General features: G+C 73.3%; 24 protein-coding genes and 1 tRNA gene. 13 read left to right on the top strand and 12 right to left on the bottom strand.

All coding sequences use genetic code 11. The annotated features are described in order from the left end of the window. The first annotated feature begins 76 nt into the window (after nt 1–76). The gene (locus B100_RS0109160) at nt 77–1006 is read left to right on the top strand and encodes a 1-phosphofructokinase (RefSeq protein ID WP_024884142.1); all 930 of its coding nucleotides are present in this window, start codon (nt 77–79) and stop codon (nt 1004–1006) included. Nucleotides 1007–1129: 123 nt separating this feature from the next. Here the strand turns inward: B100_RS0109160 and B100_RS0109155 are convergent, their stop codons facing one another. Together B100_RS0109155 and cdgB are read right to left on the bottom strand one after the other, a co-directional pair. After that, entirely contained in the window at nt 1130–2062 is a 933-nt protein-coding gene (locus B100_RS0109155) for a carbohydrate-binding protein (RefSeq protein ID WP_024884141.1), read from the bottom strand. Nucleotides 2063–2176: 114 nt separating this feature from the next. Further along, entirely contained in the window at nt 2177–3859 is a 1683-nt protein-coding gene (gene cdgB, locus B100_RS0109150; protein ID WP_024884140.1) for a diguanylate cyclase CdgB, read from the bottom strand. A gap of 316 nt (nt 3860–4175) precedes the next feature. Here cdgB and B100_RS0109145 point away from each other — a divergent pair, with 316 nt between their 5' ends. Both B100_RS0109145 and B100_RS0109140 read left to right on the top strand, forming a co-directional pair. Beyond that, nucleotides 4176–4760 carry a flavin reductase family protein gene (locus B100_RS0109145; RefSeq protein ID WP_024884139.1) on the top strand — a complete coding sequence of 195 codons (585 nt, stop codon included), beginning with the start codon at nt 4176–4178 and terminating at the stop codon, nt 4758–4760. Nucleotides 4761–4813: 53 nt separating this feature from the next. Next, on the top strand, nt 4814–5281 hold the full coding sequence (locus B100_RS0109140) for a GNAT family N-acetyltransferase (protein WP_024884138.1): 468 nt from the start codon (nt 4814–4816) through the stop codon (nt 5279–5281). 268 nt (nt 5282–5549) lie between these two features. On the opposite strand, the gene arfB is transcribed toward B100_RS0109140, so the two are convergent. Then, nucleotides 5550–5975, bottom strand: a complete 426-nt coding sequence (gene arfB, locus B100_RS0109135; protein ID WP_024884137.1) for an alternative ribosome rescue aminoacyl-tRNA hydrolase ArfB — start codon at nt 5973–5975, stop codon at nt 5550–5552. Nucleotides 5976–6135: 160 nt separating this feature from the next. On the opposite strand from arfB, the gene B100_RS0109130 reads away from it, so the two are divergent. After that, nucleotides 6136–6711 carry a TerD family protein gene (locus B100_RS0109130; RefSeq protein WP_024884136.1) on the top strand — a complete coding sequence of 192 codons (576 nt, stop codon included), beginning with the start codon at nt 6136–6138 and terminating at the stop codon, nt 6709–6711. A 97-nt stretch (nt 6712–6808) separates the two neighbouring features. After that, nucleotides 6809–7375 carry a GNAT family N-acetyltransferase gene (locus B100_RS0109125; protein WP_024884135.1) on the top strand — a complete coding sequence of 189 codons (567 nt, stop codon included), beginning with the start codon at nt 6809–6811 and terminating at the stop codon, nt 7373–7375. Here B100_RS0109125 and B100_RS0109120 read toward each other — a convergent pair. Then, on the bottom strand, nt 7372–8784 hold the full coding sequence (locus B100_RS0109120) for a M1 family metallopeptidase (protein ID WP_024884134.1): 1413 nt from the start codon (nt 8782–8784) through the stop codon (nt 7372–7374). The two genes, B100_RS0109125 and B100_RS0109120, sit on opposite strands and share 4 nt — an antisense overlap. A 50-nt stretch (nt 8785–8834) precedes the next feature. Between B100_RS0109120 and B100_RS0109115 the strand changes: the two genes are divergently transcribed. Then, entirely contained in the window at nt 8835–9335 is a 501-nt protein-coding gene (locus B100_RS0109115) for a hypothetical protein (RefSeq protein WP_024884133.1), read from the top strand. A gap of 42 nt (nt 9336–9377) precedes the next feature. Here B100_RS0109115 and B100_RS0109110 read toward each other — a convergent pair whose 3' ends face one another. Then, the gene (locus B100_RS0109110; RefSeq protein WP_037722554.1) at nt 9378–10055 is read right to left on the bottom strand and encodes a pentapeptide repeat-containing protein; all 678 of its coding nucleotides are present in this window, start codon (nt 10053–10055) and stop codon (nt 9378–9380) included. 153 nt (nt 10056–10208) lie between these two features. On the opposite strand from B100_RS0109110, the gene B100_RS0109105 reads away from it, so the two are divergent. The 3 genes from B100_RS0109105 (at nt 10209) to B100_RS0109095 (ending at nt 13356) form a co-directional block, all read left to right on the top strand. Next, the gene (locus B100_RS0109105) at nt 10209–11366 is read left to right on the top strand and encodes an FAD-dependent oxidoreductase (protein WP_024884131.1); all 1158 of its coding nucleotides are present in this window, start codon (nt 10209–10211) and stop codon (nt 11364–11366) included. A 64-nt stretch (nt 11367–11430) separates the two neighbouring features. Next, nucleotides 11431–12405 carry a zinc-binding dehydrogenase gene (locus B100_RS0109100; protein ID WP_024884130.1) on the top strand — a complete coding sequence of 325 codons (975 nt, stop codon included), beginning with the start codon at nt 11431–11433 and terminating at the stop codon, nt 12403–12405. Between the two features lie 54 nt (nt 12406–12459). Then, entirely contained in the window at nt 12460–13356 is an 897-nt protein-coding gene (locus B100_RS0109095; protein ID WP_486585610.1) for an aminoglycoside phosphotransferase family protein, read from the top strand. A gap of 50 nt (nt 13357–13406) precedes the next feature. Here B100_RS0109095 and B100_RS0109090 read toward each other — a convergent pair. Together B100_RS0109090 and B100_RS0109085 are read right to left on the bottom strand one after the other, a co-directional pair. After that, nucleotides 13407–13483: transfer RNA gene (locus tag B100_RS0109090), tRNA-Thr, on the bottom strand. A 68-nt stretch (nt 13484–13551) separates the two neighbouring features. Further along, nucleotides 13552–13968: a DUF3224 domain-containing protein gene (locus tag B100_RS0109085; protein ID WP_024884128.1), complete on the bottom strand. Its 417-nt coding sequence runs from the start codon at nt 13966–13968 to the stop codon at nt 13552–13554. A gap of 93 nt (nt 13969–14061) precedes the next feature. On the opposite strand from B100_RS0109085, the gene B100_RS0109080 reads away from it, so the two are divergent. The 4 genes from B100_RS0109080 (at nt 14062) to B100_RS0109065 (ending at nt 18025) form a co-directional block, all read left to right on the top strand. After that, nucleotides 14062–15096 carry a WYL domain-containing protein gene (locus B100_RS0109080; protein WP_024884127.1) on the top strand — a complete coding sequence of 345 codons (1035 nt, stop codon included), beginning with the start codon at nt 14062–14064 and terminating at the stop codon, nt 15094–15096. Nucleotides 15097–15232: 136 nt separating this feature from the next. Further along, nucleotides 15233–16321, top strand: coding sequence for a sn-glycerol-3-phosphate ABC transporter ATP-binding protein UgpC (locus B100_RS0109075; RefSeq protein WP_024884126.1), 1089 nt, complete (start codon nt 15233–15235; stop codon nt 16319–16321). A gap of 183 nt (nt 16322–16504) precedes the next feature. Next, on the top strand, nt 16505–16963 hold the full coding sequence (locus B100_RS0109070) for a hypothetical protein (RefSeq protein WP_024884125.1): 459 nt from the start codon (nt 16505–16507) through the stop codon (nt 16961–16963). A 330-nt stretch (nt 16964–17293) separates the two neighbouring features. After that, nucleotides 17294–18025: a nucleotidyltransferase family protein gene (locus tag B100_RS0109065; RefSeq protein WP_024884124.1), complete on the top strand. Its 732-nt coding sequence runs from the start codon at nt 17294–17296 to the stop codon at nt 18023–18025. A 117-nt stretch (nt 18026–18142) separates the two neighbouring features. Here the strand turns inward: B100_RS0109065 and B100_RS0109060 are convergent, their stop codons facing one another. The 5 genes from B100_RS0109060 to ispD all read right to left on the bottom strand — a co-directional run bounded on the left by B100_RS0109060 (nt 18143) and on the right by ispD (nt 23810). Next, entirely contained in the window at nt 18143–19792 is a 1650-nt protein-coding gene (locus B100_RS0109060; protein WP_078540770.1) for a DoxX family membrane protein, read from the bottom strand. Nucleotides 19793–19910: 118 nt separating this feature from the next. After that, on the bottom strand, nt 19911–20852 hold the full coding sequence (gene rlmB / locus B100_RS0109055) for a 23S rRNA (guanosine(2251)-2'-O)-methyltransferase RlmB (RefSeq protein ID WP_024884122.1): 942 nt from the start codon (nt 20850–20852) through the stop codon (nt 19911–19913). Between the two features lie 149 nt (nt 20853–21001). Further along, nucleotides 21002–22402 (bottom strand): cysteine--tRNA ligase, encoded by a 1401-nt coding sequence (gene cysS / locus B100_RS0109050; protein ID WP_024884121.1) that lies wholly within the window; start codon nt 22400–22402, stop codon nt 21002–21004. Nucleotides 22403–22549: 147 nt separating this feature from the next. Further along, nucleotides 22550–23044 carry a 2-C-methyl-D-erythritol 2,4-cyclodiphosphate synthase gene (gene ispF / locus B100_RS0109045; RefSeq protein WP_024884120.1) on the bottom strand — a complete coding sequence of 165 codons (495 nt, stop codon included), beginning with the start codon at nt 23042–23044 and terminating at the stop codon, nt 22550–22552. Continuing rightward, the gene (gene ispD / locus B100_RS0109040) at nt 23034–23810 is read right to left on the bottom strand and encodes a 2-C-methyl-D-erythritol 4-phosphate cytidylyltransferase (RefSeq protein ID WP_024884119.1); all 777 of its coding nucleotides are present in this window, start codon (nt 23808–23810) and stop codon (nt 23034–23036) included. The genes ispF and ispD overlap by 11 nt, the downstream gene beginning before the upstream one ends. Nucleotides 23811–23876 lie beyond the last annotated feature (66 nt).

The following is a 23876-nucleotide window of genomic DNA, read 5'->3' as shown; positions in this document are numbered from 1 at the left end:
GCCGACCGCCTTCCTTTTGGCATGATCGTGACGCCAGGGGCCCATGGAAGGCAGGCAAGAGGGGGAGGTCGGCCCGGTGATTCTCACGGTCACACTGAACACCGCTCTCGACGTCACCTATCGCGTCCCGTCCCTGCGGGCGGGCGCCTCCCACCGGGTGTCCGAGGTGCTGGAACGCCCCGGCGGCAAGGGCGTCAACGTGGCGCGGGTGCTGGCCGCGCTCGGCCACGAGGTGACCGTCACGGGTTTCGCCGGCGGTCTGACGGGACGTGTCCTGCGGGACCGGCTCACCGAGGTCCCGCGCCTCACGGACGCCCTGGTCCCGGTCTCCGGCACCACCCGGCGCACGGTGACCCTGGTCGACGGGCGCACGGGCGCCACCACCCACGTCAACGAGCCCGGCCCGGACATCACCCACGCCGAGTGGTCCGCCTTCCAGGAGGTCTACGAGGACCTGCTGGCGTCCGCCTCCGCGGTGGCCCTGTGCGGCAGCCTGCCCCCGGGCGTCCCGGTGGGCGCGTACGCGGGACTGGTCCGCACGGCCCGCGCCGCCCGGGTACCGGTGCTGCTCGACACCAGCGGCGCGGCGCTGCGCCGCGGCGTGGCCGGCCGGCCCGACATCATCAAACCGAACGCCGACGAACTGGCCGAACTGACCGGCTCCCACGAGCCGCTGCGCGCCACCCAGGACGCCCGCCGCCGGGGCGCCGGCACGGTCGTCGCCTCACTGGGCGCGGAGGGCCTGCTCGCGGTGACCCCGGAGGGCCACTGGCGCGCGACCCCGCCGGCCCGCCTGGCCGGCAACCCGACCGGCGCGGGCGACTCGGCCGTCGCGGGCCTGCTGTCCGCCCTGGTGGAGCACCGCCCCTGGCCCGACCGCCTGACCCGCGCGGTCGCCCTGTCCACGGCAACGGTCGTCTCCCCGGTTGCCGGGGAGTTCGACCGCGGCACTTACCAGGAGCTGCTGGCGAAGGTCACGGTGACCAAGGAAGTCAGTGCGGCCTGAGATCGACTACGCCTGAAAAGCACGCTGGGTCGCTGCTCCGTGCGTCGAGGTCGGACGCATCTGACAGCCTTGGGCGGCGGTCGCCGGTGTGCAGCACGCCGACGGCCGCCGCCTCGCTGCTGCTTACTTCTTGACCTGACCTTCCTTGATCCACAACTGGTCCAGCAGGACGTTGCACTTGTCGCCGTCGCCGCAGGACAGCGAGATGGTGTTGGTGCCCTTGGTCAGCGTCGGCCAGGCGTAGGTCTTGGTCCAGCCCTTGGAGAAGTCGCCGTCCTTGGCACGGGCGAAGTTGTCCATGTTCAGCTTGTTGCCGAAGGGCTTGCCGTTGACGGTGAGCGTCATCGACTGGGGCTCGTCGGCGGTGCTGTAGCGGAAGAAGACCGTGTACGGGCCGTCCTTCGGAATGCCGTCGACGGTCCAGGTGACCGAGGCTCCCGGCTGGTTGAGGTTCGTGAGGTAGACGCCGCCGTCGGACTCGGCGCCCTCGACGTCCGAGGCGGTCGTCACCCCCGGCGACAGACGGAGCGCCTTCGCGTCGATCGTCGGCGACTCAAACTGCTCCTCGGCGCTCTCGCTCGCCGAAGGGCTCGGCTTGCCGGTGTCCTGGGTGGCGGTCGGGGTGGGGCCCGCCTCGTTGCCGCCCTTGTCGTCGTCGTCACCGCTGATCATGGCCACGCCGATGCCGATCACGACCGCGGCGACCACGGCGATCGCGCCGATCAGCAGCCCCTTGGTGTTCGGGCCGCGGCCCCGGCCGCCCCCGCCGTGCGACGGCTGCGGGGAGTGCGCGGTCGTCGCGCCGCCCGGCAGCGTCTCCGGGGCGGCGTAGTGGGTGTTGGGCTGGCCGTAGGCGCCCTGCTGGGGCGGTGCCTGCGGGGCGGGGCCCGGCTGGCCGTACTGGCGGGTCCCGACCGGCCGCACCCGGTTGACCGAGTTCGGGTAGCCGTAGCCCCCGGACGGCGGCTGGGCTCCGTTGGCCTGCCCGTCGGCGTACAGGTAGCCGAACGGGTCGTCGTCCTCGGGCGTGCTCGCGCCGTTGTTGCCGGGCGTCATCCCCTGTGCTCCTAGCTGCGGATCGGGTGCGTACGTGTGCGGAGAAGGCGAGCCTACCCGGTCTCCCTGACCCGAAAGGGTGATGCGGACCGCATCAATCGGCCGACCTGCACGTCAGCCGGCGCGCCGGTGCTGTTTGGGACGAGATCGTTTCTCGACGTACATCCGTTCGTCGGCCGATTTCAATACTTCGTCGGCCGTCATCCCGCAGTGGGCCCACCCGATGCCGAAGCTGGCCCCGACCCGGACGGCCCGCCCCTCGGCCCGGATGGGCTGGATGATCTCGTTGCGCAGCCGGACCGCGAGGTCCTGTGCGTCGGCCCTGCCGAGGCCGTCGGCGAGGATGACGAATTCGTCACCGCCGAGCCGGGCCACGGTGTCGCCGTCCCGCACGCCGTTGCTGAGCCGGCGGGCGACCTCGATGAGCACCGCGTCGCCCGCGTTGTGCCCGAAGCGGTCGTTGATCGACTTGAAGCCGTCGAGGTCGCAGAAGAGCACCGCGAGCCCCTTGGTGCCGTCGTCGGCGTCCGGTGCGGGCGCGACGGTGTGCACATGGTGGTCGTAGCCGTCGTAGTCGTCGCTGCCGGGCGGGAAGTCGAAGTCGTGCCCCCGGTCGAAGGCGGGCGGGCCGTAGGCGTCGTGGGAGTCGAAGGACTCGTAGGGCTCCATGGAGTCCACGGCGGCGGGCAGCGTCTGCGGCTGCTGCCGGCACAGCCGGGAGGAGAGCCGGGCGCGCAGTTCGGCGGAGTTCGGCAGTCCGGTGAGGGAGTCGTGGGAGGCGCGGTGGGCGAGCTGGAGCTCGCGGCGCTTGCGCTCCTCGATGTCCTCGACGTGGGTGAGCAGGAAGCGCGGGCCGTCGGCGGCGTCGGCGACCACGGAGTTGCGCAGGGAGACCCAGACGTAGCTGCCGTCGCGGCGGCACAGCCGCAGCTCCGCCCGGCCGCCCTCGGCGGAGGTGCGCAGCAGGGTGCCTATGTCCTCGGGGTGGACCAGGTCGGAGAAGGAGTAGCGGCGCATCGCGGAGGCGGGCCGGCCCAGTAGGCGGCACAGGGCGTCGTTGGTGCGCAGGATGCGGCCGTGCTGGTCGCCGCCCATCTCGGCGATGGCCATGCCTGAGGGGGCGTACTCGAAGGCCTGCCGGAAGCTCTCCTCGCTGGCCCGCAGCGCCTGCTGCTCGCGCTCCAGGCGGACCAGGGCGCGCTGCATGTTGGAACGCAGCCGGGCGTTGCTGATGGCGATGGCGGCCTGGAAGGCGTACATCGTCAGGGCCTCACGGCCCCAGGCGCCGGGCCTGCGGCCGTTGCGCGGGCGGTCGACGGAGAGCACGCCGATCAGCTCGCCGGAGGTGCCGCCGCCCTGCGGTCCGGGCGCGTACATGGGGGCGAAGAGGCGGTCGGCGGGGTGCCACTCGTCCTCGAAGCGGGGAGCGGGACCGTCGGTGTACCACTGCGGGACGTCGTCGTCGTCGAGGACCCAGCCCTCGGTGTGCGGTATGAAGATCAGATCGCCCCAGCGCTCGCCCATGGTGAGCCGGCGCTCCCAGGAGTCCCGCGAGCCGACCCGGCCGGTGATGAGGGCCTCGGCGGCCGCGTTCCCTGCGAGGGCGGCGACCACGAGATCGCCGTCGGGGCGTACGAGATTGACGCAGGCCAGCTCGTACCCGAGGGCGCCCACGACGCCGTCGGCGACCGTCTGCAACGTGTCCGCCAGGCTGCGGGCCGTGTTCATGTCGGCCATGGCCCGGTGGAGTTGTCGCAGGGATGCCAGACGGACGTAGGGTTCCGACTCGGTCTCCATCCTCGCCCTCCCCCCGAGACCTCGCAGCGCATCAAGGGTCATCTTCGGCGTATCGTCGCAGCAGCTTCCCCGCCACTGAATCACAGCGCGCTGCTCACCCGGTACACAGGGTCAACAATTCTTGCCCCTTGTGACTCAAGTCACAGCCAAACGTGAACAATTGCGTGGTCTACACGCGGTATCCCGACCCATGTCCGCGACGCGGATTGTGTGGTGATTGTGCATGATTCGTGCCCGGATCGGCCGCTGGTCCTAGGTCCTGGTTCGGGCCAGGGTCCGATGCGGTGCCCGTGAAGCGGAGATTAGCGTTCCCGGTGTGCTGAACACTCCCGCCGCCCCCGTCCCGATCACCGTTCCGTCCGCCGCCCTGCATGCTGAGGGGGTGAGCAACGACGAGTTTCGTGCCGCCATGTCCCGTCTGGCCGCCGGAGTGGTCCTGGTGACCGCCGTGGAGCCGCCGCTGGACCCGGACGACCCCGGGGCACCGGCCGGCGAGGACGTCGGCATGACCGCGACCGCGTTCCTGTCGGTCTCCCTGGACCCGCCGTTGGTGCTGGTCGGCCTGCGCGAGGGCTCCCGCATGGACGAGCTGCTCGAGGAGCAGCCGCTGTGGGCGGTGTCCGTGCTGTCCGAGAGCCAGCGCCACGTCGCGGGGCGTTTCTCGATGAAGGGACGGGTCAGCGACCGCCTGCTGTTCGCGGACATCCCTTACCGGCGCGGCGAGTACACCGGGGCCCCACTGGTGGGCGGCGCGCTGGCGACGCTGGAGTGCCGTACCGAACAGCGGGTGCGGGCCGGCGACCACACGCTGGTGATCGGCCGCGTGATGACGGCCGCCGTGCCGAGCGCGGAGGGCGGCCCGCTCGCCTACTTCCGGGGCCGTTACCGCCAGTTGGGCTGAGCGCTCCCGAAATCCCTTTTACCGCCGCCGTTGCCGCCGCCTACCCTCCCCGCATGACGACCACCAGGGCCCCGCGCCTCGAAGAGCTCACGCCGGCCAATCTCGAGGCCGCCCTCGCCCTGCGGGTCCGCCCGGAGCAGGAGTTCGCGGTCCACCCGGTGGCCGACTCCCTCGCGGAGGCGTACGTCCGCCCCCGGGCCGCGTGGCCCCGCCTGATCGTCGACGGCGACCGCGTGGTCGGCTTCGTGATGGCGTTCCTCGACATCGACTGGCGCGACGACGGCACCGACATCCGCTCCGGCCTGTGGCGCCTGAACATCGCGGCGGACGAACAGGGCAAGGGCTACGGCCGCTTCGCGGTGGACGCGGTGGCGGAAGAACTACGCCGCCGCGGCACGAAGGCCCTCCACGTCACCTGGCACCCCGGCGAGCACGGCCCGGAGAACTTCTACCTCGCCCTGGGCTTCGAGAAGACGGACGAGAAGGTCGACGACGAACACGTAGGCGTCCTCCCCTTGTAAAGACCGCCCACCGGAGCGCCCAAGGGGCGCGGGGAACTACGCGCCCAACCCCCACCGGAGCGCCCAAGGAGCGCGGGGAACTGCGCAACCAACCCCCACCGGCCCGCAGCGACCCGAACACCCCAAGGGGCGCGAGGAACTGCGCGCCAAGCCCCCACTCACTCGCAGGTGACCCCGCGACCCGAACCACCCCAAGGGGCGCGGGGAACTGCGCGCCAAGCCCCCGCCGGCCCGCAGGTGAAAACCAACGGCACAGCCCACCCCCCTCTCACCAGTCCCGCGCGGAGCGCCCCCGCTTGGTCTCCGACCGCCGCTTCTTCTCCCTGAGCCGCCGCTCGTTGATCCCCCGCGGCACCCGCGTGGCCCTCCGCGGCCGAGGCGGCGGCGCCGTCGCCTCCGCCAGCAGCGCGGCCAGCCGCACCGCCGCCGCCTCCCGGTTCCGCCACTGCGACCGGTGCTCCGACGCCCGTACGGTGATCACCCCGTCGTGCAGCCGCCCCGCCAGCCGCTCCAGCGCCCGCTGCTTCCACACCTCGGGCAGCGCCTCGGTCCCGGCAAGGTCGAACCGCAGTTCGACCTGCGTGTCGCTGGTGTTGACGTGCTGCCCGCCGGGCCCGGACGACCTGGAGAAACGCCACATGAGCTCGGCCTCGGGAAGGGAGACGGAGCCGCGTACGACATAGGGACCGGACATGACATACAGGTTCCCGCGCCGGCACCGGCCACGTCACCCGAATATCCGCAGTCGGGTAAAGAAAGTAAAGAGACCCGGAACCTCGCACACCCCCTCCGGCGTTCAAGGTGGTAGCTGTAGCTTCATAGCCGTACGTAAACGAGGGAAGGGACTCCCAACAATGGCTGTAAGCCTGTCCAAGGGTGGCAACGTCTCGCTCACCAAGGAGGCTCCGGGCCTGACCGCCGTCACCGTGGGCCTCGGCTGGGACGTCCGCACCACCACGGGAACGGACTTCGACCTCGACGCATCGGCGATCGCGGTCAACACGCAGGGCAAGGTCTACTCCGACGCCCACTTCGTCTTCTTCAACAACAAGCAGACCCCGGACAACACCATCGTCCACACCGGTGACAACCGCACCGGTGAGGGTGAGGGCGACGACGAGGCGATCAACGTCAACCTGGCGGCCCTCCCGGCCGACGTGGACAAGATCGTCTTCCCGGTCTCGATCTACGACGCCGAGAACCGCAGCCAGAACTTCGGCCAGGTGCGCAACGCGTACATCCGTATCATCAACCAGGCCGGCGGCGCCGAGATCGCGCGCTACGACCTGTCGGAGGACGCCGCCACCGAGACCGCCATGGTCTTCGGCGAGCTCTACCGCAACGGCGCGGAGTGGAAGTTCCGCGCCGTCGGCCAGGGCTACGCCTCGGGCCTCGTGGGCATCGCCCAGGACTTCGGCGTGAACGTCTGACGGTCGCCCCGCGACCGACCTGACGAAAGCCCCCGCCCCGCGACCGGCCGGGCGGGGGCTCCGTCGTACCCGCCCCGCCGCGCGCTACGTTGCCCCCGTGTTCCTCGACCCCCTGCGCCCGTCCCCGGACGGTGACCTCCCCGGCCCCGTGCTGACCGAGATCACCGCCCTGTACGCCTCCCACCACGCGTTCCACGCCCTCAGCGGCGACTTCCCCGACCCGTACGACATCCGGCCCGAGCAGGTGGCGGCCGAGCTCGCGCGGGAGCTGGCCGACCCGCACACGGAAGTCCTGCTCGCCCGCGGCGAGGGGCTCCTCGTAGGGATCGCCGTCACCCTCGCGGTCCACCCCGACCCCGCCGACCCCGATCCGTGGATCGGTCTGCTGATGGTGGACGCGAGCCTGCGGGGCCGGGGCCACGGCCGCCGCCTCGCGGAACTCGTCGAGGACCGCCTGCGCGCGGCCGGCCGTACCGCCGTACGCCTCGCCGTGCTGGACGACAACACCACGGGCCTCGCCTTCTGGACCGCCCTCGGCTACACGGCGGTCGACCACCGCCGGGACCACCGCCTCGGCCGCCCGTGCACGGTCCTGCGCAAACCGCTCACCGCCCCCGCCACGGCACCGGACCCCGCCTCCGGCCCCGCGCCGGGCCCCGCCTAGGACGCGTCCGCCGGCCGCCCGCTCCCGTGCAGCCACTCCTCCCAGACCCGGGAGAAGTCCTTGTCCGGCACCGACTCCTCGACGTACGCCGTGAAGTCGCCGGTGTCCGCGTTGCCGTGCCGGTGTTCCGCCGCCCAGCCGCGCAGCAGCCGGCCGAAGGCGTCGTCACCGGCGGTCCTGCGGACCATGTGCAGGACCATCGCGCCCCGCCAGTAGACGGGGGTGGCGGAGATGTGCGCCGCGTCCGGCGGGTCGGCGGGCGGGAAGGACCACAGCGCCGCGTTGGTCCCCGCGTCCGGGAAGTACGAGCCGGCGTACAGGCGGTCGAAGGTGCGCTGCGCGCTGTCGCCGCCGTGGTCCTCCTCCCACAGCCACTGCGCGTACGTCGCGAACCCCTCGTTGAGCCACATGTCCCGCCAGGTCGCCGGGGTGACGGAGTCGCCGTACCACTGGTGGGCGATCTCGTGGACCAGCAGGGCCGTGTCGGGGGCGCCGGGGAAGACGGGGCGGTTCTGCGTCTCCAGCGCGTACCCGGCGTCCCCCGGGCGTTCGACGATGGCGCCCGTGGAGGAGAACGGGTACGGCCCGAACCGCCGCTGCCCCCACTCCACGACCTCCGGGAGCAGGCCCACCGTCGCGCGGCCGGCCGCCGCCTGCTGCGGGTCGACGGCCGTGAACACCGGCAGCCCGCCGGGCGTCTCCCCTCGGTGGACGTCGTACCGGCCGATCGCCACGGTCGCCAGGTAGCTCGCCATCGGTTCGGCGGTGCGCCAGCGGTACGTCGTGCGGCCGTCCTTCGTCTCCTCACCGGCCGGCTCCCCGTTGGACACCGCCCGCAGCCCTTCCGGGACCGTGACGGCCAGGGCGTACGTGGCCTTGTCGGAGGGGTGGTGGTTGCCCGGGAACCAGGCCGTCGAGCCCACCGGCTGGCCCAGCGCCAGCGCCCCGTCGGCGGTGGGCAGCCAGCCCTCCTGGGAGCCGTCGGGGTCGGTGACGGTCTCAGGGGTGCCGGAGTAGTGGACGACGACCCGGAAGCGGGCGTCCCGGTCGAGTGCGTCGCGCGGCCGGACAGTCAGCTCCTGGCCGTCGCGGCTCCAGCGGGCGGCGGTGTCGTCGACGCTGACGGCGTCGACGTCGAGGCCCTGGAGGTCGAGGTTGAGCGCGGTGAGGTCCTCGGTGGCCCGGGCGTCGATCGCGGCGGTGCCGGTGAGGCGGCGGTCACCGGGGGCGTAGGCGAGGTCGAGGTCGTAGTGGGTGACGTCGTAGCCGCCGTTGCCCGCCTCGGGGAAGTACGGGTCGCCGGCACCGGACCGACCGGCCCCCTCGGGCTCGGAGCCGCTCCCGCACGCGGTCAGTGCCACCGCGAGCAGGGCGGCGGCGACGCTGCGGCGGGGGCGGGCGGTGCGCACGTCGGGATCCTATGGCGGGCGGGGCGCCGGACCGTGACACCATCACCCACGTGCTCGACATCGGTTACGCCCTCTCCAACCGCTTCCCCGACCCTCCGCAGACCGACTACCGCCGCGTGGACGTCCACGCCCTGCGGCACGACCTGTTCTGCGGCGACGTCTACCTCGCCGACACCGAGTCGGACCGAGAGCTGTCCACAGCCTGGGGATGGGTGCCGGTGCTCGACTTCGCGTGGGCGCTGTGCGACATCGTGGAGCGCGTCGACCGGGACCCGGCGGGCTCGCGCGCCTCGCGGCCGCAGCACGCCGAGCTGGACTTCACCGAGTCCACCGACCGGCTGCTGTTCGAACGCCGCTTCGGTTGGGTGGACATCGAGGCGGAATGGCTGCCGGCGTCCGAGCCCCCGCTGACCTTCTCCCACGCCGAACTGCGCCGCGAGGCCCGCGACTTCCTGCACGACCTGCTGGCCGACCTGACCGACCTGCACGACGACCTCGGCGAGAACCCCGCCGTCTGGACCCTCCAGTCCCGCTACCCCCGGCTCCCCTGACGGCCCCGACCCCCGGTGCCCCGGGGCCCCCGGTTGCCTCCCTCATCCCTCCACGGCGATCCCCAGTTCCGCCGCCAGGAAGGGGGCCAGGTCCAGCAGCTGGCCTGTGCTGATCACCGCCCCGGACAGCCGGTCCACCCCGCGCGCGATCTCCAGCGAGGACGCGCGTCTGAGGTCGACGTCCTTCAGCACGGCACCGGAGAGGTCCACGCCCTTCAGCGTGCAGTCGACGAACTCCACGCGCTCCAGCCGGGCCCCGCCGAAGTCCGGCTCCACCAGCACGCAGCCCTCGAAGACCACGTCCTTGAGCACGGCCGCGCGCAGATTCAGGAAGTCGATCTTCCCGCCCCGGACCACGACCCGCTCCAGCGCCGCCCCGTGCAGCTGGGTGCCGCCGAGCCGCGCGTCGGTCAGCTCGACGTCCCGCAGGGTCGCCCGGGAGAGGTCGGTGCCCACCCCTCGGACCCCGCTGAGCACCGAGTCCAGCACCCGCGCCCGGGACAGCCGCGCCTCGTCCAGCGCGCATCCCCGCAGCGCGCAGTCCATGAAGCGGGCCCCTCCCCCGTCCTGGCCGGCGAGGTCCGCGCCGTCGAACTCCAGCCCGTCGTAGTCGCCGTCCGGCTCCAGCCCGCCCCCGTCGTAGCGCTCCAGCGCGGGCAGCCTCAGCTCCGGCCGCCGCGCCGCCCGCACCTTCGCCTCGCCCGCCGCTCCACGCACCATGCCGCCCATGCTGCACCCCGCCACTGACAACCGGCCCGACCTGCGAGAACGGCCCGTGTGTCACATCCGGCGGCCGTCCGGCGTCCTGGATACGCATGCCGGAGCAGGCCCGCCCCGGCACCCGCCCGAGCCCGACCGAGGGAGAACCCAGCCATGCACCACATCACCGTCGTCGGCGGCGGCTTCGCCGGTCTCACCGCGGCCGTCTCCGCCGCCGAGGCGGGCGCCAAGGTCACCCTGTACGAGGCCCACGACACCCTGGGCGGCCGCGCCCGCACCGCCGACGGCCCCTACCGCACCAACGAGGGCCCGCACGCCCTCTACAACGGCGGACCGCACTGGACCTGGCTGCGCCGGCGCGGCCTCCTCGGCCCGCTCGCCCCGCTGCCGCCCCGGGAGGCGGCCCGGCTGCGGCTGCGCCACCGGGGCGCCCTGCGCCGCACCCCGCCGCTCGCGATGCTGAGGCTGTTGCGGCCGGGCCTGCGGGCGCCCGTCGACGCCGACTTCCTCACCTGGGCCACCGGGATGGCCGGTGAGGAGGGCGCGCGGGCCGCCGCGCACTACTCGGCGGTCGCGCTGTTCCACCACGACCCGGGCTCCCTGTCCGCCGCGTTCGTGCACGAGCGGCTGCGCCGGGCCACCAAGCTGCCGCCGGAGGCGCACTACCCACGCGGCGGCTGGGGCGCGCTGATCGACCGGATGGCCGCCCGCGCGTGGAACCTGGGGGTGCGGATCGAGACGCTGTCCCGCGTCGACACCCTGCCCACCGGCGCCCCGGTGGTCGTCGCCACCTCCCTGGAGGCAGCCCGCCGCCTCCTCGGCGACCCCTCGCTGACCTGGCCGAGCGGCCGTACCGTCCTCGTCGACCTGGCGCTGCGCACCCGGCGCGGCGACGCGTTCGCCGTGTCCGACCTCGACGCGCCCGGCTGGCTGGAGCGGTTCACCGCACAGGACCGCACCCTCGCCCCGGCCGGCGAACAACTGATCCAGGGGCAGATCCCCGTCGCCCCGGGCGCGTCGAAGGCCGACGGCACCGCCCGCGCTGAGGAGCTGCTGGACCTGGCGTTCCCGGGCTGGCGGGAGCGGGTCACCTGGCGGCGCGAGGCGCTGGCGGACGGCCGTACCGGAGCCGTCGACCCGCCGGGCACCACCTGGCGCGACCGGCCCGCCGTCGACCGCGGGAACGGAGTCTTCCTCGCCGGTGACCGGGTCGCCGCGCCGGGCGTGCTCTCCGAGGTGTCCTTCTCGAGCGCCCTGACGGCCGTCTCCCTCGCCCTCGGCCGGACGACGCTTGACCTCAAGCGGGCTTGAGGTCACACCGTGGAGGCCACGGCGGCGCACCGGGCGCCCCGCGACCGTCCCCTGGGGGATCACCATGCACGCCGTACGACTGCACACTTTCGGCCCCGCCGAGAACCTCACGTACGAGCGGGTCGAGGACCCGGTGCCGGGCCCGGGCCAGGTCCGCGTCAGCGTCCGGGCGGCCGGGGTGCACCTGCTCGACACGGTCCTGCGCGAGGGCATGCGGGGTCCCGGCCCCGCGCCGGCCGAGCTGCCGACGATCCCCGGCCGTGAGATCGCCGGAGTGGTCGAGGCGCTCGGCCCGGACGCCCCCGCCGACTGGCTCGGCAGGCGGGTCGTCACCCACCTCGGTTTCGCCCCCGGGGGCTACGCCGAGCTGGCGGTCGCCGACGCCGGGCGGCTGCACGAGGTCCCGGAGCACCTGGACTTCGCCGAGGCCGTCGCCATGATCGGCACGGGGCGCACGGCGATGGGGATTCTGCGGTTCGCCGAGCCGGGCCCCGGTGACGTGGTCGCCGTACCGGCCGCCGCGGGAGGCCTCGGCACCCTCCTCGTGCAGTACGCCCGGAACGCGGGCGCGACCGTGATCGGTCTCGCCGGGGGACCGGAGAAGACGGCCCTGGCCGAGAAGGCCGGCGCCTCCCCCGCCGTCGACTACACCGCACCGGACTGGCCCGAGCGGCTGGCGGAGTACCGGGGCGGGCTCACCCTCGTGTACGACGGCGTGGGCGGGGACGTCGCCCGCGCCCTGGTCGGCATGCTGGCGCCGGCAGGGCGGCACCTCGTCTTCGGCTGGTCGTCACAGGGCATCCGCAGCGACAGCCCGTACCTCGTGGAGGGCGTCTCGGTGAACGTCCTCGGCCCCGAGATGATGCGCCGCGCAGGCGGCCCGGACCCGATGCGCACGCTGGAGTCCCGCGCCCTCGCCGAGGCGGCCGAGGGCCGGCTCACGCCCGCCGTGCACCGCTTCCCGCTCGCCCGCGCCGCCGACGCCCACCGCGCCCTGGAGAACCGGGGCACGACCGGCAAGGTCGTCCTGGAGCCGTAGCGGTCATGGGCCGCCCGGGAAACCGGGCGCGCCGGGCCCCCGTACGGCACTACCGTGCCAGGTGTGATCGACATCCCCGCGGAACTCGCCGAGTCCCAGGTCAAGTTCAACAAGGAGGCCGGCCGGGCGTTCATCGCCGCCCTGCCGGACCTCGCCGCCGGCTTCCTGGACCGCTGGGAACTGCGCCTGGCCGGGGCGCCCATGCACGGCGTGAGCGCCCTCGTCCTCCCCGTCGACCGCGCCGACGGCACACCGGCGGTGCTGAAGCTCCAGATCCGCGACCACGAGAGCGAGGGCGAGCCGGTCGCCCTGCGCCTGTGGAACGGCGACGGGGCGGTCCGCCTGCTCGACCACGACGAGCCGACCGGCACCATGCTGCTGGAACGCCTCGACTCGTCCCGGATGCTCGCCCACCGGCCGGACGTGCACGAGGGCGTCCTGGTGATCGCGCGCCTCCTGGCCCACCTCCACACCACCCCGGCTCCCCCGGGCATGCGCCGCCTCGGCGACATCGCCGCGTCCATGCTGCGGCGCACGCCCGCCGTGCTGGAGCGCGTCCCGGACCCCGAGGCCCGCCGCCTCGTGGCCGACTGCGCCGCCGCCGTGCGCGAGGTCGCGGACGAACCGGGCGACCGCCTGCTGCACTGGGACCTGCACGACGAGAACGTCCTCGCCGCCGACCGGGCGCCCTGGCTCGCCATCGACCCCAAACCGCTGGCCGGCGACCCCGGCTTCGACCTGTGGCCCGCCCTGGCCAACAACTTCGACCCCGGTGACGTCCTGTGGCGTTTCGACGCGATGACCGAGGTGCTGGGCCTGGACCGTGCGCGGGCAAGGGCGTGGACGTACGGGCGGGTGCTGCAGAACTGTCTCTGGGAGACCGAGGAAGGCCGCCCCCTGGACGAAGCGGACCTGGAGATCGCCCGCCGCCTGCGCGGCCGTACGGCGTGACGGCGGGGGCGAGAAGCCCGGGCCGGAGAGGGGCCGGCCCGGGGCGTCGCTGGAGCCCCCTGTCGGATTCGAACCGACGACCTGCTGTTTACAAGACAGCTGCTCTGACCATCTGAGCTAAGGAGGCGACGCGCGGCGCGCGCGAAGCGCGGTCCACTGTACACAGTGCCGGTTTCGCCGAGCCACGCACTTGATTCAGGCGCGCGTCACCTCGTGGGCGAAGGTGTACGGCACCTTCGTCTCGCCGTGCCGGTAGGTGAAGCCGCCCGTGCCGCGAAGCCCCGTCAGCTCCCCGGTGCCGGAGCCCTCGACCACCTCGAAGGTGCAGTGCACGGTGCCGTCGCTGTCGAAGCGGCCCCGCTCCTCCAGCACGAAGGTGCCGGCCCGGCCGTCGAGGCGGCCGGTGACGAGCTCCATCCCGGCGAAGGTGCCGGTGGTGCCGGACCCGTAGGCGATCGCGTAGTCGCAGACGGTGGCCCCGGCCTCGATGCCGCCGGTGAAGGTGTTGGTCACCGTGGCGTGCGCGAGCCGGGGGAAGGAGTCCTCCGGGGAGACCGGGCTCTCCTTCCAGTCGGCGAAGGTGAAGTGGCCGGTGGTCTCGGTGACGGGCATGGGTGTTCCCTTCCGCGGTCGGTCGACGTTGCACCTCCCACCTTTCCGGCCGTACCTGACACCTCCTGTCAGGTACGGCCGACAATGGGCCGCATGCGCGCCGACCGGCTCCTCACCCTGCTCCTGCTGCTGCAGAACCGCGGGCGGATGACCGCGCCCGAACTCGCCGCCGAGCTGGAGGTGTCGGTGCGCACCGTCTACCGGGACGTCGAGGCGCTCGGCGCCTCCGGGGTGCCGGTACGCACCGCGCGCGGTCCGCAGGGCGGCTTCCGTCTGGTCGAGGGCTACCGGACACGGCTCACCGGGCTGACCGACGCGGAGGCCGGTTCCCTGGTGCTCGCGGGACTGCCCGGACCGGCCGGGGAGCTGGGACTCGGGGCCGTCCTGGCGAGCGCCCAGCTGAAGGTGGAGGCGGCGCTGCCGGGCGAGTTGGCGGAGCAGGCACGGCGGGTGCGCGAGCGGTTCCACCTGGACGCGCCGGCCTGGTTTCGGGACGCCGACCCGGTGCCGTACCTGGAGGTGGTCGCGCGGGCGGTGTGGGAGCGGCGGGTGCTGCGGACCCGCTACGAACGCTGGCGCGGGGAGGTGCGGCGCGAGGTGCGCCCGCTGGGGCTCGTACTGAAGGGCGGCATCTGGTACCTGATCGCGCTCGCGGACGACGCGGTGCGCAGCTACCGGGTGTCGCGGTTCCGTGAGGTGGCGTATACCGGCGAGGAGTTCACCCGGCCCGCCGGGTTCGACCTGGCCGGGTACTGGGCGGAGACGTCCAGGAGGCTGGAGGCGGCGCTGCGGCAGGACACGGCGCGGCTGCGGCTCTCCCCACGCGGGCGGAAGCTGCTGCCGATGCAGTTCGGGGCGGCGGGGGCGCGGGCGCTCGCGGAGGCGGGGCCGCCGGACGCGGACGGCTGGGTCGAGGTGGAGCTGCCGGTGGAGTCGGAGGCGGTGGCCACGGGTGATCTCCTGCGGCTCGGCGTGGAGGCGGAGGTGCTGGGCCCGCCGGGACTGCGGCGGGCGGTCGCCGCGGCGGTGGCGGTCCTGGCCGACCGGTACGAAGCCGACCGATACGAAGCCGACCGATACGAACAGGATCGAAAGTTATCGCGAAATTCACAGCCCGGAATCTGCTGACAAGCAGGTGAACGCCAGGTACCGTCCTGAGCCAGTTCACTCGTGTGGACCACACCACAACGGAACACCCGTCGTGGCATCACCTTCCTACTCGGATCGTCCGGCACGTTCCTGCCGGTAGAAGGGGACCATTCACATGGCCACTGTCACGTTCGACAAGGCGACCCGGATCTACCCGGGTTCCACCAAGCCCGCCGTCGACGCCCTGGACATCGAGATCGCGGACGGCGAGTTCCTCGTCCTGGTCGGCCCGTCCGGTTGCGGCAAGTCCACCTCGCTCCGCATGCTCGCGGGGCTCGAGGACGTCAACGGCGGCGCCATCCGCATCGGCGACCGCGACGTCACGCACCTGCCGCCGAAGGACCGGGACATCGCCATGGTGTTCCAGAACTACGCGCTCTACCCGCACATGACGGTCGCCGACAACATGGGCTTCGCGCTCAAGATCGCCGGCGTCAACAAGGCGGAGATCCGGCAGAAGGTCGAGGAGGCCGCGAAGATCCTCGACCTGACCGAGTACCTGGACCGCAAGCCGAAGGCGCTCTCCGGTGGTCAGCGCCAGCGTGTGGCGATGGGCCGCGCCATCGTGCGTGAGCCGCAGGTGTTCCTCATGGACGAGCCGCTGTCCAACCTGGACGCCAAGCTCCGTGTGTCCACCCGTACGCAGATCGCGTCGCTCCAGCGCCGCCTGGGCATCACCACCGTCTACGTCACCCACGACCAGGTCGAGGCCCTCACCATGGGCGACCGCGTCGCGGTGCTCAAGGACGGTCTGCTCCAGCAGGTCGACACCCCGCGCAACATGTACGACAGGCCCGCGAACCTCTTCGTCGCCGGCTTCATCGGCTCCCCGGCCATGAACCTGGTCGAGGTCCCGGTCGCCGACGGCGGTGTGAAGTTCGGCAACTCGGTGGTGCCGGTGCAGCGCGACGCGCTCTCCGCGACCAGCGACAAGACCGTCACCGTGGGCGTCCGCCCCGAGCACTTCGACGTCGCCGGCGCCGACTCCGACCAGGGCGTCGCGGTCACCGTGAACGTCGTGGAGGAGCTGGGCTCCGACGCCTTCGTCTACGGCACCGCGCAGATCGGTGGCGAGTCGAAGGACCTCGTGGTCCGCGTCGGCGGCCGTGAGGTGCCGGAGAAGGGCAGCACGCTGCACGTCGTTCCGCGGTCCGGCGAGACCCACGTGTTCTCCACCTCGACGGGTGCGCGCCTGTCCGACTGAGCAGGTTGACGCCGAGGGGCCCCGCAGCGTGCTGCGGGGCCCCTCGCGTTATCGACAAATACCCCGGCAATTCCGGCAATTCGACCCTGTTCGTCAACACGTTGTGCGGAACTTCGCGTTCCCCGTCCCCCGTAACGGTGACGGAATGTTTCACCTCGGCTACCGGACGCTACCCTCACACGCGTGACGCACTCCATGAACCCTCAGACGCGACGCGGCCGGGGCCCCGCCCGCCGGATCGGCCGCTCCCTCGCTCTCGTCCTGCCCGTCGTCCTGGTGCTGTCCGGGACCCTCGCGGTCGCGCGGGTCAACTGGTCGGGGAATCCCGCGACCAGTCCGGTGCTCACCGCCGCGGACACGTCCGCCGTCGGCGCCTCGTCCCGGGCGGCCGCCCGCGCACCCCAGGACGTGCTGCGGGACCAGCTCCTGATGGAGCTCCAGAAGGAGAACCCGGGCGCCGCCCTGACCCAGCTCCAGCAGGCGGTGAACGACCGTCCGTCCCTGGCCGAGCACTGCGCCTCCATCGCGCGTTCGCTGGGCAAGGCCGCGGTCCGCGTCTACGGCCCCACCAAGGCGCAGTCCTACTCCCGCCCGGTCTGCGACACGTCCTTCGCGGCGGGAGTGGTGGCAGCCAACGACTGACCCGCCGCCGCTCCGCGAGCACCACGGGCGCCGCCCGCCGGCGCCGGACGCCCCCGCCCACCGGCTGCCTCACGCCCGCACCCGCCCGGCCACGACCGGCCCACGGCGGGCGGGGCGCTCGCCCGGGCCCACGGCACGGCAGCCCCCGCCTCCGGCGTACAACGGGCCGTCACGTCACGGCGCCGGTCGCCCCACCCGCGACCAGCCCTCCATCCGCGCCCACGGCGGGGGGAAGCCCGGGGCGCCCGGGGTGCGGGCCCGGCGACACCGCCGTCGGCGGGCTCCGGGACCGCCCATGATCTGCGGCCCCCGGCCGCGTAAAGTGCGGGCATGACCGATCCCCGTGCCGTGTCCCGCCCCACGCAAGCCGTAGTCCTGGCAGGCGGCCAGGGCTCCCGGCTCCGTCCGTACACCGACGACCGGCCCAAGCCGATGGTCGAGATCCCCGGCACGGGAACCCCGATCATCGGCCACCAGCTCACCTGGCTCGCCGAGGAGGGCGTCACCGACGTCGTCGTCTCCTGCGGCCACCTCGCCGAGGTGCTGGAGAAGTGGCTGGAGAGCACCGACCTGCCCGTCTCCGTCACGACCGTCGTCGAGACGGAGCCCCTCGGCCGCGGCGGCGGCCTGAAGTACGCCGCCGCCCGCCTCCCGCACCCGGACCGCCCCTGGTTCGCCACCAACGGCGACATCTGGACGCGCTTCTCGCTGCGCGACATGGCCGACTTCCACACCGAGCGGGACGCCGTCGCCACCGTCGCCCTGGCCCGCCCGCGCCTCCCCTGGGGCGCCGTACGCACCGACGGCTTCGGCCTGATCACGGACTTCATCGAGGCCCCGCCGTCGACGTTCGAGATCAACGCGGGCGTCTACGTCTTCTCCCCCGAGTTCGCCGGCCTGCTCCCCGAGCGCGGGGACCACGAGCGCACCACGTTCCCGCACCTCGCACGCGAGCGCAGGCTCGCCGGCTTCACCATCCCGCAGGGCTCCTACTGGCGCGCCATCGACACCGCCAAGGACCTCACCGAGGCCGCCAAGGAGCTCGCCTCGCACGGCCGTTGAGCCACCGAAGCCCGTGAGCCGGTGAGCCGGCGACCCGGTGAGCCGACACCCCTGACACGCCAAGGGGCCCGTACGTCATGACGTACGGGCCCCTTCGTGCTGCTGCCGGGCGTCCGCCTACCCCAGCAGGCCGCCGACCAGCCCCGGCCTGCCGGAGGAACCGTCGCCGTCCCCGCCCGAGCCGTCGCCACCGCTGCCACCGGAGCTGTCACCGCCGCCCGAGGTCGGGCCGGTGGTGGTGGACGGTGCGTCGCCCTCCGGGGAGGACTGCTGCGGCGGGGCCTGCCCGGTGCTGCCCTGGGTCTGGGTGGGAGCCCCCGTCGTGGCGCCCGCGCCCTCGGTGGCGCCGGGGGTGCTGCTGGTCCCGGCCGACGGGCTCGCCGAGTCGGACGTGGCGCCCTGCGTGGGCGAGGTCGACGCGGACGGCGTGCCCTTCTCGTCCTTCTTCCGCTCACCGGACTCCTGCGGCAGCGGCGAGCCGGGCAGCTCGTTGCGCGGCGCCTCGCCGGGCCCCGGCACGACGACCCGGTCGGCGTCCCGGACGGCACCGCCGAGCAGCGCGCCGACCAGCATGCTGAAGCCGCAGACCACGAACGTGACGAGCGCCCCGCGCCGCAGCACGTAGCGCCGCAGGTCCCAGATGTCCGCGCGGGGCCCGAGCCGCCGCCAGGCCCGGCCCGCGAGGCTGCCGTCGACGGAGTACACGGGGGCGCCCGCGATGATCAGGGGCGACCAGGCGGCGAGGAAGATGATGTCGGGCGTCTCGTAGGCGGGGACGCTCTTCCAGCTGACGGTGACCAGCAGCGCCGCCGACAGCAGCGCCCCGGCACCGGCGGCCAGGCGCTGCCAGCAGCCGAGGACGGTCAGGACACCGACGACGACCTGGGCGAAGGCGATGGCCAGCCCGGTGCCGACCGGGTGCGCGAGCGCGAACTGGCGCAGCGGCTCGGCGGCGTCCCACGGGTGCAGGCTGTGCAGCCACTTCACCATGGACCCGCGCGGGCCGCCCTCGAAGTACAGCGGGTCGCAGAGCTTGCTCATCCCGGCGTAGACGGAGATGCCGCCGAGGAAGACGCGCAGCGGGAGCAGGACGACGCCCAGGTTCATCCGACGCCCGGGGTAGTACGCGTGCCGCGCCGGGTCGTCGCCGTGGCGCCGCGCGCGCCGGCCGGTGCCCTCGTGCCGCTCCTCGGCGCCGGGCTCGTCGAAGGCCGCCCCGTCGTCCTCGTCGTAGGCGCTGCCGACCGTGCGCATCGGCGGCAGCAGCGGCCCGTCCGGGTGGCGGCGCTGGGCGCCGACGAACGGGCTCTCCAGCGGCTGGGTGTCGTCGTCGTACGTGCCGTACCCGTCGTGTCGGACGCCCGGCTGGGGGATGACCCGGGTGCCGCCGGAGTCGGTGAGCGGCTCGTCGGCGTGGCGGAGGCCTCCGTGCCGTACGGCCTGGAGCAGCCGGTGGGCGCCGGTGTCGTCGGGGGCGGACCTGCCGCTCCACACGACGGGACGGCGGCGCGGCGCGGCCGGTCCCGCGCCCACGGTGGTGACGACGGGGACCCGGGCGGTGTCCTCGGCGGCACTCAGATGCCGTGCGATCCGCGGTGATTGGGCGTGCCGCGCCGTGACGCCCAGCTGCACGCGGAAGCTGGCGTGATTGACGATGACCTGCGCCGGATCGCTCGGCACCTTCACCATGCTCAGCGCGGGAGCGTCGTCGATTCCCGACGAGCGGTCCCCCGTGGGTGTGCGGGGTGTTCTGGTGTCCACACTCATCTAACCGAGTGACAAGGCGTTAGGACACTGCCTTGACCGGCCAGATGTGTCCGGACCGCGTCAAGCCGGTCCGGACCGTCCGGAATCCTCCATGTGGGTGACGAAGCCGCACATGTGTTCAGCTCCGGCGGCGCGCCGCCTCGTACAGCACGATGCCCGCCGCGACACCGGCGTTGAGGGACTCCGCGCCGCCCGGCATCGGGATCCGCACCCGCACGTCACAGGTCTCGCCGACCAGCCGGGACAGTCCCTTGCCCTCGCTGCCGACCACGACGACGACCGGCCCGTCCAGCACCTCCAGGGCGCTCAGCTCGGCCTCCCCGTCGGCGGCCAGACCGACGACGGTGATCCCGGCCTTCTTGTACGCCTCCAGCGCCCGGGTGAGGTTGGTGGCGCGGGCGACGGGCGTGCGCGCGGCCGCCCCCGCCGACGTCTTCCAGGCACCGGCGGTCATGCCGGCCGCCCGCCGCTCCGGCACGAGCACGCCGTGGCCGCCGAAGGCGGAGACGGAGCGGACGACCGCGCCGAGGTTGCGCGGGTCGGTGACCCCGTCGAGGGCGACGATCAGCGGGTCCTCGCCGTCGTCGTGGGCGTTCGCGACGAGGTCCTCGGGGTGCGCGTACTCGTACGGCGGGACCTGGAGCACCAGGCCCTGGTGGTTCAGGCCGTTGGTCATGCGGTCCAGCTCGGGGCGCGGCGCCTCCATGAGGTTGATGCCGCCGCGCTCGGCCGCGAGCTGGAGCGCCTCGCGCACCCGCTCGTCGTTGTCGATGAACTGCTGGACGTACAGCGTGGAGGCGGGCACGCCCTCGCGCAGCGCCTCGACGACCGGGTTGCGGCCGACGACCAGCTCGGACGTGGAACGGCCGCCGCCGCGCCGCTGCTGGGTGCGGCCCGTGGCGCGCCGGGCCTTCGCCTGGGCGACGCGCTGCTTGGCGTGCCCCTTGCGCATCTCGGCGGGCGGGGTCGGGCCCTTGCCTTCCAGGCCCCGGCGTCGCTGGCCGCCACTGCCGACCTGCGCGCCCTTCTTGCCGGACATGCGGCGGTTGTTCGCGGCCATGAGGTATCCGTCTCCGTGAAGTCGTGTGCGGTGCGTCCCGTCTGTGGGCGCGCCTGCGTGTGTGTCTGTGGGTGTGCCTGTGCAGTGTGCCGCCCGAGGGCCCGGACGGCACACTCGATCTTGCGGGCGCCGGGACCCCGGTGGGGCCGTCAGCGGGGACCGAGGGTCCAGCGCGGACCCTGCGGGCCGTCCTCGATGACGAGCCCGGACTGGTTGAGCTGGTCGCGGATGGCGTCCGCGGTGGGCCAGTCCTTGCGGGCCCGGGCGGCCTCGCGCTGGTCGAGAACCATGCGGACCAGGGTGTCGACGACGCCGTGCAGGTCGTCCCCGCGGCCGCCGTCGCCGGCCCAGTGCGGGTCCAGCGGGTCGAGGCCGAGCACGCCGAGCATGGCGCGGACCTCGGCGAGCCGGGCGACCGCCTCCTCCTTGTCGTCGGCGGCCAGCGCGCTGTTGCCCTGCCGGACGGCGGTGTGCACGACGGCCAGCGCCTGCGGGACGCCCAGGTCGTCGTCCATCGCCTCGGCGAACGCGGGCGGCACCTCGGCGGCGGGCTCGACGACGCCGCCGGCCTTCTCCACCACGCGCTGCACGAAGCCCTCGATCCGCGCGAACGCGGACTCGGCCTCGCGCAGGGCCTCCTCGCTGTACTCGATCATCGAGCGGTAGTGCGGGGTGCCCAGGTAGTAGCGCAGCACGATGGGCCGCCAGCGCTTGACCATCTCGCTGACCAGCACCGAGTTGCCGAGCGACTTCGACATCTTCTCGCCGCTCATGGTGACCCAGGCGTTGTGCACCCAGTACCGGGCGAACTCGTCACCGTAGGCCTGGGCCTGGGCGATCTCGTTCTCGTGGTGCGGGAAGATCAGGTCGAGGCCGCCGCCGTGGATGTCGAAGGCGCTGCCGAGGTACTTGTGCGCCATGGCCGAGCACTCCAGGTGCCAGCCCGGGCGCCCACGGCCCCACGGCGTCTCCCAGCTCGGCTCGCCGGGCTTGGCCGCCTTCCACATGGCGAAGTCGCGCGGGTCCCGCTTGCCGGTCTCGCCGTCGGCCGAGGGCTGGAGCAGGTTGTCGAGCTCCTGGTTGGACAGCTTCAGGTAGTCCGGGAACGAGGTGACGGCGAAGTACACGTTGCCGTCGGCCTCGTAGGCGTGCCCGCGCTCGATCAGGCCGCGCATCATCTCGACCATCTCGGTGATGTGGCCGGTGGCGCGCGGCTCGTAGGTCGGCGGCAGGCAGCCGAGGGCGCGGTAGCCGTCGCTGAAGGCGCGCTCGTTCTCGTAGCCGATGGACCACCAGGGGCGGCCCTGCTCGGCGGACTTGGTGATGATCTTGTCGTCGATGTCGGTGACGTTCCTGACGAACGTCACGTCCAGGCCGCGGTAGGCGAACCAGCGGCGCATGATGTCGAAGTTCAGCCCCGAGCGGATGTGCCCGATGTGGGGTGCCGCCTGCACGGTGGCACCACACAGGTAGATCGAGACGCAACCCGGCCGGAGCGGGGTGAAGTCACGAATCTGCCGGGCGCTGGTGTCGTACAGGCGAATAGTCACGGGTCCAGGGTAGTAGGCCCGGAGGCATGCACGGTGCGCGCCACTTTTTTCGGGGACTTGTGTCACCTGCGGGCCGGTGGGGGCCGATCGCGCCCACGCGGCGGAGCCGCATGTCGACACAGACCCGCGCCCCTGGAGCGAAGACACTCACCCTTGTCTGATCACCAGCGCTGTTGCCACTGCCATCAGGCCCTCGTCGCGGCCGGGGAAGCCCAGGCCGTCCGTGGTGGCGCCGGAGACGGAGACCGGGGCGCCCGCCGCCTCGGAGAGGATCTTCCGGGCCTCCTCCCGCCGCTTGCCGATCTTCGGGCGGGGGCCGACGACCTGGACGGCGATGTTGCCGATGCGGAAGCCGGCCTCCCGGACGATGCGCGCGGCCTCGGTCAGCAGGGTGACGCCCGAGGCGCCGGACCACTCGGGGCGGCTCGTGCCGAAGTGCTGCCCCAGGTCGCCGAGGCCGGCGGCGGAGAACAGGGCGTTGCAGGCGGCGTGCGCGACGACGTCCGCGTCGGAGTGTCCGGCGAGCCCGGGCCCCTCCCCCTCCCACTTCAGTCCGGCGCACCACAGCTCGCGGCCGTCCTCGAAGGCGTGGATGTCGGTGCCGATGCCGACCTGCGGCAGCGGGTACGGCTCAGAAGCCATCGTTGAGCCTCCTGCGGGCCAGGACCGCCTCGGCGAGGACCAGGTCGAGGGGGCGGGTGACCTTGAAGGCCTCCTCGTGCCCCGGGACGGTGACGACGGTCAGGCCGAGCCGCTCGACCATGCCGGCGTCGTCGGTGACGTCGTGCTTCACGGTCTCGTGGGCGCGCACGAGGACGGCCCGGTCGAAGCCCTGCGGGGTCTGCACCGCCCGCAGCAGGGACCGGTCGGGGGTGGCGACCACCGGCTCCGGGTCACCGGGGGCGACGGCCGGCTCGACCTGCTTGACGGTGTCGGCGAGCGGCAGCGCCGGCACCACGGCGGGCGCGCCGTCCCGTACGGCCTCGATGACCGCGTCGACGGTGTCCACCGGGACCAGCGGGCGGGCCGCGTCGTGCACCAGGACGATGTCGTAGCCCTCGGGCAGCGCGTCCAGACCGAGCTTCACCGACTCCTGGCGGCTCTCGCCGCCGGGGACGACGAGAACATCGGTGCGCTCGGGCAGCGCGTGCGCGTCCAGCAGCGACTTGACCTCGTCGGCACCGCCGGGCGGCGCCACCACGACGACCAGGGAGACGGCGCGGGAGTCGGCCATCGCGCGCACCGCGTGGACGAGCATGGGCGTGCCGCCGAGGGCGCGCAGCGCCTTGGGGGCACCGGGTCCGAGCCGCACACCCCGGCCCGCGGCCGGGATGACGGCCGCCGTCCGGGCGGTCGGACGGCCGGATGCGGGGTTCGGCGAGGGCGGCTGGAGCGGATCGTCAGACATGGTTCCTGTCAGGTTTGTGGGCTCGGCCTACGTGGGTATGGCCTGGGCGTGCCCCGCTCCTGGAGC

The organism is Streptomyces sp. CNH189 (assembly GCF_000527195.1).
This window is presented reverse-complemented; position numbering and strand designations above follow the sequence as displayed.

What these genes read in the sequence shown, in the direction of transcription:
- ispF (WP_024884120.1), bottom strand. Translation starts at nt 23,044, where the DNA reads ATGGCTTCTGAGCCGTACCCGCTGCCGCAGGTCGGCATCGGCACCGAC.
- B100_RS0109100 (WP_024884130.1), top strand. Translation starts at nt 11,431, where the DNA reads ATGCACGCCGTACGACTGCACACTTTCGGCCCCGCCGAGAACCTCACG.
- B100_RS0109110 (WP_037722554.1), bottom strand. Translation starts at nt 10,055, where the DNA reads ATGGTGCGTGGAGCGGCGGGCGAGGCGAAGGTGCGGGCGGCGCGGCGG.
- B100_RS0109105 (WP_024884131.1), top strand. Translation starts at nt 10,209, where the DNA reads ATGCACCACATCACCGTCGTCGGCGGCGGCTTCGCCGGTCTCACCGCG.
- B100_RS0109060 (WP_078540770.1), bottom strand. Translation starts at nt 19,792, where the DNA reads ATGAGTGTGGACACCAGAACACCCCGCACACCCACGGGGGACCGCTCG.
- rlmB (WP_024884122.1), bottom strand. Translation starts at nt 20,852, where the DNA reads ATGGCCGCGAACAACCGCCGCATGTCCGGCAAGAAGGGCGCGCAGGTC.
- B100_RS0109085 (WP_024884128.1), bottom strand. Translation starts at nt 13,968, where the DNA reads ATGCCCGTCACCGAGACCACCGGCCACTTCACCTTCGCCGACTGGAAG.
- B100_RS0109065 (WP_024884124.1), top strand. Translation starts at nt 17,294, where the DNA reads ATGACCGATCCCCGTGCCGTGTCCCGCCCCACGCAAGCCGTAGTCCTG.
- cdgB (WP_024884140.1), bottom strand. Translation starts at nt 3,859, where the DNA reads ATGGAGACCGAGTCGGAACCCTACGTCCGTCTGGCATCCCTGCGACAA.
- B100_RS0109140 (WP_024884138.1), top strand. Translation starts at nt 4,814, where the DNA reads ATGACGACCACCAGGGCCCCGCGCCTCGAAGAGCTCACGCCGGCCAAT.
- B100_RS0109155 (WP_024884141.1), bottom strand. Translation starts at nt 2,062, where the DNA reads ATGACGCCCGGCAACAACGGCGCGAGCACGCCCGAGGACGACGACCCG.
- arfB (WP_024884137.1), bottom strand. Translation starts at nt 5,975, where the DNA reads ATGTCCGGTCCCTATGTCGTACGCGGCTCCGTCTCCCTTCCCGAGGCC.
- B100_RS0109075 (WP_024884126.1), top strand. Translation starts at nt 15,233, where the DNA reads ATGGCCACTGTCACGTTCGACAAGGCGACCCGGATCTACCCGGGTTCC.
- B100_RS0109080 (WP_024884127.1), top strand. Translation starts at nt 14,062, where the DNA reads ATGCGCGCCGACCGGCTCCTCACCCTGCTCCTGCTGCTGCAGAACCGC.
- ispD (WP_024884119.1), bottom strand. Translation starts at nt 23,810, where the DNA reads ATGTCTGACGATCCGCTCCAGCCGCCCTCGCCGAACCCCGCATCCGGC.
- B100_RS0109130 (WP_024884136.1), top strand. Translation starts at nt 6,136, where the DNA reads ATGGCTGTAAGCCTGTCCAAGGGTGGCAACGTCTCGCTCACCAAGGAG.